A 10,066-nucleotide genomic window follows, 5' to 3' on the forward strand; every position below is an offset into this window, starting at 1 on the left:
GACGGACGTGAGCACCGGCGCGGGCACCGCCACATAGCTGTACGACAACCCACTGCTCGTCCCACCCGGCGTCGTCACGGTGACCTGCACCGTGCCGCTGCCCGGCGGCGCCACCGCCGTGATCTGCGTCGCCGACACCACCGTGAACGACGAGGCGGGCGTCGAGCCGAAGCACACCACCGTCGCCCCCGTGAAGCCGCTCCCCGTCAGCGTGACGGTATTGCCGCCACCGGTCGGCCCCTGCGCCGGGGAGACGGACGTGAGCACCGGCGCGGGCACCGCCACATAGCTGTACGACAACCCACTGCTCGTCCCACCCGGCGTCGTCACGGTGACCTGCACCGTGCCACTGCCCGGCGGCGCCACCACCGTAATCTGCGTCGCCGACACCACCGTGAACGACGAGGCGTTGACGGCCCCGAACCTGACCGCCGTCGCACCGAGCAGATTGGTACCGGTCAGGGTGACCGTCGTACCGCCGCCGACGGGGCCCGTGGCCGGCGAGATGCCGGTGAGGGTGGGGGCGGCGGCATAGCCGAACGCCACCCCGTTGCTCGTCCCACCCGGCGTGGTCACCGTGATCTGCACGGTGCCGCTGCCGGGCGGGGCCACCGCCGTGATCTGCGTCGCGGACACCACGGTGAACGACAAGGCGAAGTTCGGGCCGAAGCGGACCACCGTGGCCTGGGTGAAGTTGCTCCCGGTCAGGGTGACCGGGGTCCCGCCGCCGGGCGAACCGGCGGCGGGAGTCACGGAACTGATCACAGGAGGGGACGCCATGGCCGTCGAGGGACCGGTGCCTGTACCTGTGGCTTGAGGGGAACTCAAGGTGGATCTCCTTCTGGCGAGTCGTCCCACGGAGTGATCAGATGCCCGGACCGGCGACGTACTGGAACGGGGTCGCGGCGCTGGCGCTGCCGACCAGGGTGGTGACCGTGATGCCGGCGGGGCCGGGCGCCCCGTCCGAGGTGGGCGGCGACACCGCGGAGACGGAGGTGTCGCTGATGACCGTGAACGACGCCGCGTTGCCGCCGAAGGTCACCGACTGGGTGGTGGACAGGTTGGTGCCGGTGATGGTCACCGCGGTGCCGCCGGAGGGCGGGCCCGAGGCAGGCGTGAAGCCGGTGACCGTCGGGGTGGCCACATAGGTGTAGGAGAAGCCGTTGTTGGAGCCGCCCGCGGTGGTGACGGTCACTCCGACCGGCCCGGCCGCGGCGCCGGCCGGTACGGCCACGGTGATCTGGCTGTCGGAGACGATGGTCGGCGTCGCGGAGTTGGCGCCGAAGGCCACGGCGCTGGCGGTCGAAAGACCGGTGCCGGTGATGGTGACGGTGTTGCCGCCGGCGAGCGGTCCCGAGGTGTCGCTCAGCGCGGACTTGAAGGGCGGGCCGATGTAGAAGAAGTTCAGCGGGTTGCTGGTGCCGCCGGGCGTGGTCACGGTCACCGGCACCACCCCGTTGCCGGAGGGTGAGGTGACCGTCACGGACGTGGCGTTGTTGGCGGTGATGGTGGCCAGTTTGCTGCCGAAGTGGACGGCCGTGGCACCGCCGAGGTTGCTGCCGGTGATGACGACGGCCTGTCCGCCGGCGCTGGACCCCTGATTGGGTGAGATGGGCATGGCGCATTGCCTCCTGAGTGAGGGCGGGGCGTGGACGGGACCGGGCGGGCTCGACCCGCGCGCGCTCACGGGAGTCCGGTGCGCGACCGCGGGCTTTGGGGCACCCGCCCGGTCCTCCTCGCGGTACGCCTGGCGCCCGGCTCCGGCGAGGGCGCGGCGCCCCCAGCGCCGAAAGAATCGACGGGAGGTTCCACCGCACACTTTCAGTAATCCATCCGACGTAGCCCGCCACAAGAAGAGGTGACGCCACGTCACCCGAATGGCCGGGCGCGCGACCGGCGGCGCCGCACACCGGACGCGCCGGGCCTGCCGTCCCGCCCCGTACGGCCCTGGCACGCCCCTCTCCGGCCCCGGGCCCGTCCCTCACCGTCCCTCACCGTCCCTCACCCGTTCCCGTGACCCATCGGACGGACGGGTCACTTCCGTACCTTCCGGGCGTATGCTCTTGCCACATGGGGGCGGAAATGGGCATTACCGCCGATGCGACCTCCAGCGGGGGCACATGGCGGGTGAGGATCCGTAGTTCGGCCGGTGACGTCCTGGGCGCCGGAATCCTCCTGGGCAGTGAGACGGTGCTGACGTGCGCCCATGTGATCCCCGACGACGGGCTCCCGGTGCCCGCCACCGAGGTGCTGGTCGAGCTGGTCGAGGTGCACGAGGCCCGGCCCGTCCCCGCGCGCGTCGCCGACGGCTGCTGGGTGCCCCAGCGCTCCGACGGCTGCGGCGATGTGGCGCTGCTGCGGCTGGGCCGGCCGCAGCCCGCCGAGCACGCCGCGCCGCTCTACCGGCTGCCGCCGGTGCTCGGCCGGCCGGTGTGGATGGGCGGCTTCCCCGAGGGGCTCGACAACGGCCACTATCTGCGCGCGAAGACCGCCGGGCGGGTCGGCCCCCGAGCGGAGTGGGTGGGTCTTGACCCCAAGTCGCCCCGGGATGTGGTCCGTAAGGGCTTCAGCGGCGCCGGGGTGGAGGACGAGGCGACCCGGCATGTCATCGGCATGGTCGTCAGCCGGTACGACGACCCCGTCGACGTGCCCTCCGCCGAGCGCCTCAGCGTCTCCTACATGATCCCGGTCGAGACGATCGTGCGCCATCTGCCGGTGGTCCACCGCTGGGTGCGCGGGGACCCCGGGGTGGACCGGCCGCTGGTCTCCCCGCTGACCACCGGCGTCCAGGACATCGGCTTCGCCCAGCGGCTCGCCGTATGGCTGCGCCGGGAGCCCCTGACCGGGCGCGCGGGCATCACCGACGTGGAGACCGTGGTCATCGAGGACGACGACCACGCGCGGTACGAGGCGCTCAGCCGCGCCATCACGCTCGCCGACCGCGAGCTGTCGGGCGGCGGCCCCGACGCGGCGGTCTCGGCCGCGCCGCACGGCACCGTACCGCCGCTGGGCAGTGTGGACCTGGCCATCGACGTCACCAAGCGCACCGACACCGAGGTCGCGCTGCGGGTCGCGGACCGGATGGATCTGCGCTCGCCCGGCGACACCTCCCCGCTCAGCCGGGTCCGGGCCAACGCGGTGCCGCTCACCATCGTGGCCGTCGGCGTGGACCGCGCCCGCGACCCCGAGGCGCTGGTCGGCTTCATGAAGCTGCTCGCCGACCGGGGCAGCCGGCTGCTGCTGGTCTTCCGCGACCCCCACTCGAGCGGACTGCGGCTGGCCGAGCGGCTGTTCCGCCCCGAGGCGGCCCGGATCGACGCCTGGCTGGACGAGCTCGCCGGGCGGGTGGCGCTCGCCGCCGACCGCGAGCACGAGACGGCCGGGCGCGGGGCGCGCCGCTCGTCCTTATCGGACGCCGAGGACGCCACGGCCCTGCGGATCAATCTGACCCGGCTGCGCTCCGACCCCGAGCTGCGCTCCCACCGCATCGTCGCCAAGCTGGCCGCGTTCGAGCACTCGGTCCGGGCCGTCGCCGAGCGGGCCGAGGAAACGCTGCGGGTGATCGACGCCCAGCAGCCGGCGGTCCAGGAGCTGAAATGGCAGCTGGTGTCGTACACGGCGATGCTCGGGACCAAGGCCGAATCCGAGCGGGCCGAGCTGATCCCGCTGCACCGCGCGGCGGTGCGGCTGCTGGCCGAGGTGCCCTGCGATCTGCCGGAGGCCCGCCGCGCCGTCGACCGGTTCGTGGCCGCCGTGCACACACCGCCGGAGGGGGAGGCGCCATGACGGACCCGACGGATGGGACGGTCTGCGACCGCCCGGACTGCCGCGGCGAGGGCCTGGGCCGGATCAACGCCCGGGGGTTCTGCTCGGAGTGCGGCCGCGGGCCCCTGCCCGCCGTCCCTTCTCCCGCTCCCCCGCCCGCCGAGTCCGCCGCCCCCTTGGCGTCCGAGGCGACCGCGACCACGGCCCGTGCCCGCCGCCGCGATGTGGCGCGGAAGTTCACGGTCCGGCCGGCGGGCGATGGCCTGCTGGACCTGCCCCGCGTCGAACTCCCCTCGCTGCGCGACCTGGTGATGGACGATCCGCATCCCCCGTCGCGCGGCCAGACCTGCGGCTGGGAGGGGTGCGACGCGATCGTGGGCGCGCCCTACGCCGGACAGTCCGCGCTCTCCCGGGGCTACTGCTCGCGCTGCCGCCATCCGTTCGACTTCACCCCGCGGCTGAGCCCCGGCGATCTGCTGGGCGATCAGTACCGGGTGATCGGCTGCGTCGGGTACGGCGGCCTCGGCTGGGTCTATCTCGCCGAGGACACCCAGCTGGACGACCAGCCCGTGGCCATCAAGGGCCTGATCAACAACGAGGACGAGGCGGCCCTGCGGGTGGCGGTCGAGGAGCGCCGCTATCTGACCGTGCTCGACCACCCCGGCATCGTCCGGATCATCAACTACGTCACCCAGCCCGACCCCCGCGGCGACGGGGCGCTCACGGGCTACATCGTGATGGAGTTCGTCGGCGGGATGACCCTCGCCCAGATCAAGGACCACATCGCGGACGCGGTGAAGCCGTACGACGGGCCGCGGCTGTACGAGCACATCCTGGCCTACGGCTGTCTGGTGCTGCGCGCGGTCGGCTATCTGCACGGCGAGAAGCTGCTGTACTGCGATCTCAAGCCGAGCAATGTGATGCACCACGAGGACCGGGTCAAGGTGATCGACCTCGGCGCGGTGCGGCGGCTGGGCCAGCGGGACGGCGGGCCGCCGGTGATCACCGAGGCGTTCGCCGCCCCCGAGGTGCTGGCCCGGGGCGCCTCCGCCCTCACCGAGCGCCATGATCTCTTCGGGGTCGGCAGGACGCTCGAGGAGCTCTCGGACAAGGCCGCCCGGCAGACCCAGCGGCCGCCCGGCCTGGGCGCCGAGTCCTACCGCCGGGTGCTGGCCCGCGCCACCGCGGCCGACCCGGAGCGGCGGTTCGGATCGGCCGCGGAGATGTCCGAGCAGCTGTGGGGCGTGCTGCGGGAGGTCCACTCGCTGCGGCTGAGCCGGGAGCAGCCGGAGCCGTCCACGCTCTTCGCCCCGACCTCGGCGCTGCTGGACTCCTCGCTGGGCCGGATCCCGGACCTGGAGCGCTGGCTGGACGGGGAGCCGCGCCCGCTGCTGGCGTCCGGGCTGCCCCAGCCGGAGCGGGTGCCGCTCGGGCTGCCGGTGCCGTTCCCGGACGCGGCGGATCCCGGCGCGGCGCTGCTGGGCGTCCCGACCGACAGCGGGCCGCGGCGGCTGATCGAGCAGCTGCACGCCTTCCCCCGCCCGTCCGCCGAGATCCGGCTGCGCGTCTGCCGCGCCTATCTGGAGCTGGGCGAACGGGACGCGGCGGCCGAGGAGTTGGCGAGCGCCGTCGAACTGATCGGCTCCGCCGCCCCGTACGACTGGCGGCTGTCCTGGCACCGCGCCCTGCTGCGGCTCGCGGACGGCGCGGTGGCCGACGCCCGGCGGGAGTTCGACGAGGTCTACAGCGCCCTGCCCGGGGAGTACGCGCCCAAGCTGGCGCTCGGCTACTGCGCCGAGCACCTGGGCGACCACGGCGCCGCCAAGCGGTTCTACGAGGCGGTGTGGCAGCGCAACCGCTCGCAGGGCAGCGCCGCCTTCGGGCTGGCCCGGCTCCGGCTCGCGGCGGGCGACCGGGGCGGCGCGGTGGAGATCCTGGGCGGGGTGCCGAAGGTCTCCCGCCACTACGACGCCGCGCGGATCGCCATAGTGCGGGTGCTGTCGGGGCGGCTGGGCCACCCCGACGCCCTGCCGACGGCCGAGGACCTGGCGGAGGTGCGCACGAGGCTGCCGCGGCTGTATCTGGACGAGGGGCGCGAGTCCGGCCCGGCCCGGGACCGGCTGGCGGCGGAGTCGCTGGAGGTGACGCTGGACTGGGCGGAGCGGCAGCCGGGGTCCGGGGAACGGATGGGTGAGCCCGCTGGGCACGCCCGTTCAAGGCGCCGGGTACGGAAGGGGCGCGCCGATCTGGCGGCTGAAGCACCCCGGAGGGGAACCGAACCCCGGTCACTGGTGTATGGGGAGTGGGAGGACGAAAGTGCGCTGCGCGGGGAATTGGAGCTGACCCTGCGCCGACTGGCCCGGCAGGCGGACAGCCCCGAGGCGCTCGGGGCGCTGATCGACCGCGCGAATGCCATCAGGCCCATGACCCGCGTCTGACAGGGGGATCAGATGAGTGAGGACCACAGAAGGCAGTACGGCCCAGGGGGCGCGGACGGGGGCCCGGCCCTCACTCTGCGGGTGCACCAGAACAAGTACCTGCCCGCCTCCGCGGGCCGCACCGAGATGCACGCCATCGTCAGCGTGCGGGCCCACGGCCTGGGCCCGGCGGCGGCTCGTACCGCCACGTCGGAGGTCATCGTCATCGACTGCTCGATGTCGATGAGCTGGCCGCCGACAAAGATCGCGGCGGCGCGGCGGGCCACCGCCACCGCGGTCGGCATACTGCGCGACGGCACCCGCTTCGCGATCATCGAGGGCACCGAACAGGCCCAGGTGGTCTATCCGTTCACCGGCGGCATGGCGGTGGCGGGGCCGGACACCAAGGCCGCCGCCGCCCGGGTGGCGGCCCGGCTGCCCACGATCGGCGGCACCGCGATCGGCTCCTGGCTGGACCTCGCCCGGCGGCTCCATCTGCGGCAGCCCGCCGCGATCCGGCACACCCTGCTGCTCACCGACGGCCGGAACGAACACGACCCGCCCGGCTATCTGGACCAGGTGCTGGACGCCTGCGCCCCGCATTTCACCTGTGACGCCCGCGGGATCGGCGACGGCTGGGACGCCACCGAGCTGAAGCGGATCGCGCACCGGCTGCACGGCAGGGCCGACGCGGTCCTCAAGGACTCCGCGCTGGCCGCCGAGTTCGAGGAGATGGTCTCCGCCTCGATGGCCAAGGCGCTGGCCGGGGTGCGGATCCGGATCCGCACCCGGGCGGGCAGCCGGGTCGGCTTCGTCAAGCAGGTGCACCCCACCCGGGCGGATCTCACCGACGAGGGCGTCCGCCCCGATGAGCGCACCTGGGAGTGGACCACCAGCGCGTGGGGCGACGAGACCCGCGAGTACCAGGTGTCCGTGCTCGCCGATCCGCGGCGCGATCCGATGGGCGAGGACGTGGAGCTGGCCGCCGTGGAGCTGACGGTGGAGGGCGACACCGCGCTGCCGCTGCCCGAGCCGGAGTCGGTGCTGGTCCAGTGGACGGACGATGTGCTGCTGTCGTCCCGTATCGACCCCCGGCTGGCCCACTACGACGCCGACTCCGAGCTGGGTCACGCGATCACCGCGGGCTGCGACGCGTACGAGGCGGGTGACCGGGAGCGGGCCCGCCGCCAGTGGGGGCGCGCGGTCCAGCTGGCCCATCAGCTGGGCAGCGAGAAGATGCTGGCCCGGCTGAGCGGGCTGGTCCACATCGTGGACGCGGCCACCGGCGAGGTGCGGATCCGCGAGCCCATCCGCCCGCTGCACCTCAACTCGGTGATCGTGGTGTCGGAGGAGAGCGCCCCCTTCATGGGGGTGGAGCGCCCGGAGCCCGCCGCGCCGCCCGCCGACGATGTCCTCTGCCCGGCCTGCGGACGCCGGTCGCCCGCCACCGCCGGGTTCTGCCAGCAGTGCAACGCCCCCCTGAACGGTGAACCGGGCGAATCGAGTCGAGCGGGCGGCGCGAAATGAGCGCCACCCGGGCCTTCCTGGTGCGCCGGCTGATCGCCCTGCTCGTGGTCACCGCGGTGGCCGTGGCCGCGCTGCTGGCCGCGTACTACGGCGTCAGCCGCAACTCCAAGGCGGTGACCGACCGGTCCACCCCGGCGATACTGCAGGTGGCCGCCGCCATCGACGCGCTGAACGCCTCGTACGACGAGGCGCGGCGCAGCATCTCGAGCCCCACGGCGGAGTTCGAGGGGCTCAGCGAGGAGTACCGCGACAAGCTGTCGACGGCCAAGCAGAGCCTGACCCAGGTGTCCAAGAGCACCATCGGGGGCGAGTCGGCGCGCGGGGCCCTGCGCACCTCGGCGGCGCTGGTGACGTCCTATGACGACACCGTCGAGCAGGCGTACGCGAACCGCGAGAACCCGACGCTCAGGGATGCCTACCTGCGGTACGCCGACTCCATCCTGCGGCACGACCACAGCGGTGTCCTCGACCGTCTGAGGGCGGTGCAGCAGCGGCAGTTCGGCGTGCTCGACGACCAGACCTCGTTCGGCTGGCTGCTGACGTTCGCCTGGTGGCTGCTGGTGCCGGGGCTGTTCCTCACGCTGGCGGCGCTGCTGGTCCACACCCAGCGCTTTCTGCGGCACCGCTTCCGGCGGCTGGTCAATCCCTGGCTGGCGGCGGCCACCGCGCTGCTCGTCGCCCTGCTGCCGCTGGCGGTGTTCACGTACCAGACCCAGGACCGGCTGGAGTCGGCCCGGGCCAGCCTGACCCAACCGGACATCGGCCGCACCGGCGGCCCCACCGCCAGGGAGGTCGCGAGGACGATGCGGAACGCGCATTGGCAGGCCGGTGCGGTCGGCTGGATACCCGTGGGCGGCGCCGTGCTGGCCGCCCTGATCCTGGTGGGTCTCCAGCCGCGTATCGACGAGTACCGGTTCCAGCCCCGATGAGCGCGGCGAAGCGGTCCGGACACGCCACGGCCACGGTCCTCGGGCTGTGGATGGTGCTGCTGTGTGTCGTGGGCGCGGGGGATACGAGCGGCTGGCAGTCGCACGGCAGTGTCACCGTGCTCGCGTCATGGACCCGCGACGAGGGCGAGGCGTTCCGGGCCCTGCTGGACACGTTCACCCGGCGCACCGGCATCCATGTGGACTATCAGGGCACCACCGCGCTGCGCGAGGTGCTGTCCTCGGAGGTGGCCTCCGGGACTCCGCCCGATATCGCCGTGCTGCCCAGCACGGGCGAGCTGGCCGCGTACGCCAGCCAGCGCCAGCTGACCCCGCTGGACGGAGTGATCCCGAGCCGGGAGCGCACGGCCTACGGAAAGCTCTGGACGCCCCGGCTGAGCGCCAAGGGGCCGGTGTACGGGATCGCGGTCAAGGCCGATCTGAAGAGCATCGTGTGGTACGACCGCGACCGCCGCCGGGGCACCCTGCCCGCCCTCGCCGCCGACGGCCGCCAGTGGTGCGTCGGCATGGGGGACGACGCGACCTCCGGCTGGCCCGGCACCGACTGGATCGAGGACCTGCTCCTCCAGCAGCAGGGCAGATCCGTCTACCAGGACTGGGCCACCGGCGGGCTGCCGTGGACGGACCCCCGGGTGGAGCGGGCCTGGCAGAGCTGGGGCTCGCTCTTCGGCAAGGACACCGCGCGCACCGCGCTGATCACCGACTTCCGCGAGGCGGGCACGAAGCTGTTCGGCACGGACCCGCCGTGCTCGCTGGAGCACCAGGGGTCGTTCATCCGCGGCGGCTACCCCGACCCCGCCAAGGCGGCCTTCCGCTTCTCCCCCGGGCTCCTCCCCGACACCGACCAGCGGTCCACCGCCCGGGAGGTGTCCGGCGACTTCGCCGCGATGTTCCGCGACACCCCGCAGGCCCAGGAGCTGATGCGCTATCTGATCTCGGCCGACGCCCAGCGGGCGTGGGGCGAGAAGACCGCCGACAGCAGCACCCACCCGTTCTTCGCCAACCGCGACGTCCAGCTGGACGCCCAGGGCGACGACGCCGTGGGCCGGAACATCGCGAAGACGCTCCGGGACTCGGCCTCGCTGTGCCTGGACGCCTCCGACGCCATGCCCACGCGGATGCGGGTGGCCTTCCAGCGCGCCGCGCTGGCCTACCTCAGCGACACCAGCAAGCCGCCGGACGGGCTGCTGCGCAGCCTGGAGAGGATCCGCCAGAGCCTGCGCGACACCCCCGACCAGCCCTGGCTGTCGACGGTCTGCGGCTGACCCGGCTCGGGAAGCCGGGCCGCGGCTGACCGGAAACCGGGCCGCGGGGGGGGGGGGGGGGGGGGCGGGGGGGCCCCCCCCGGGGGGGGGGGGGGGCGGGGGGGCGGGGCGGGGGGGGGGGCGGGGGCGGGGGCGCGGGGGGGGA

Annotated in this window: 7 protein-coding genes; 5 read left to right on the top strand and 2 right to left on the bottom strand. The window is 73.7% G+C overall.

The window, feature by feature from the left end; translation table 11 throughout:
• On the bottom strand, positions 1 to 753 hold a 753-nt coding region (locus ACFXB5_RS03890; RefSeq protein WP_385202072.1), incomplete at its 3' end, for an IPT/TIG domain-containing protein.
• 112 nt (positions 754 to 865) lie between these two features.
• Positions 866 to 1,618: an IPT/TIG domain-containing protein gene (locus ACFXB5_RS03895; protein WP_385202074.1), complete on the bottom strand. Its 753-nt coding sequence runs from the start codon at positions 1,616 to 1,618 to the stop codon at positions 866 to 868.
• A gap of 509 nt (positions 1,619 to 2,127) precedes the next feature.
• Between ACFXB5_RS03895 and ACFXB5_RS03900 the strand changes: the two genes are divergently transcribed.
• Genes ACFXB5_RS03900 through ACFXB5_RS03920 form a run of 5 tightly spaced genes read left to right on the top strand, consistent with a single transcriptional unit; the run spans position 2,128 to position 9,921 of the window.
• Positions 2,128 to 3,786, top strand: a complete 1,659-nt coding sequence (locus tag ACFXB5_RS03900; RefSeq protein ID WP_385202076.1) for a serine protease — start codon at positions 2,128 to 2,130, stop codon at positions 3,784 to 3,786.
• Positions 3,783 to 6,203, top strand: a complete 2,421-nt coding sequence (locus tag ACFXB5_RS03905) for a tetratricopeptide repeat protein (RefSeq protein ID WP_385202078.1) — start codon at positions 3,783 to 3,785, stop codon at positions 6,201 to 6,203. The genes ACFXB5_RS03900 and ACFXB5_RS03905 overlap by 4 nt, the downstream gene beginning before the upstream one ends.
• Before the next feature lie 12 nt (positions 6,204 to 6,215).
• The gene (locus tag ACFXB5_RS03910; RefSeq protein ID WP_385202080.1) at positions 6,216 to 7,709 is read left to right on the top strand and encodes a VWA domain-containing protein; all 1,494 of its coding nucleotides are present in this window, start codon (positions 6,216 to 6,218) and stop codon (positions 7,707 to 7,709) included.
• A complete protein-coding gene (locus ACFXB5_RS03915; protein ID WP_385202082.1) occupies positions 7,706 to 8,638 on the top strand; it encodes a hypothetical protein in 933 nt (310 codons plus the stop codon). Before ACFXB5_RS03910 ends, ACFXB5_RS03915 begins: the two co-directional genes overlap by 4 nt.
• Positions 8,635 to 9,921, top strand: coding sequence for an ABC transporter substrate-binding protein (locus ACFXB5_RS03920; protein ID WP_385202083.1), 1,287 nt, complete (start codon positions 8,635 to 8,637; stop codon positions 9,919 to 9,921). Before ACFXB5_RS03915 ends, ACFXB5_RS03920 begins: the two co-directional genes overlap by 4 nt.
• Positions 9,922 to 10,066 lie beyond the last annotated feature (145 nt).

The sequence above is a fragment of the Streptomyces sp. NPDC059455 genome (genome assembly GCF_042750115.1).
Lineage (GTDB): Bacteria > Actinomycetota > Actinomycetes > Streptomycetales > Streptomycetaceae > Streptomyces > Streptomyces endocoffeicus.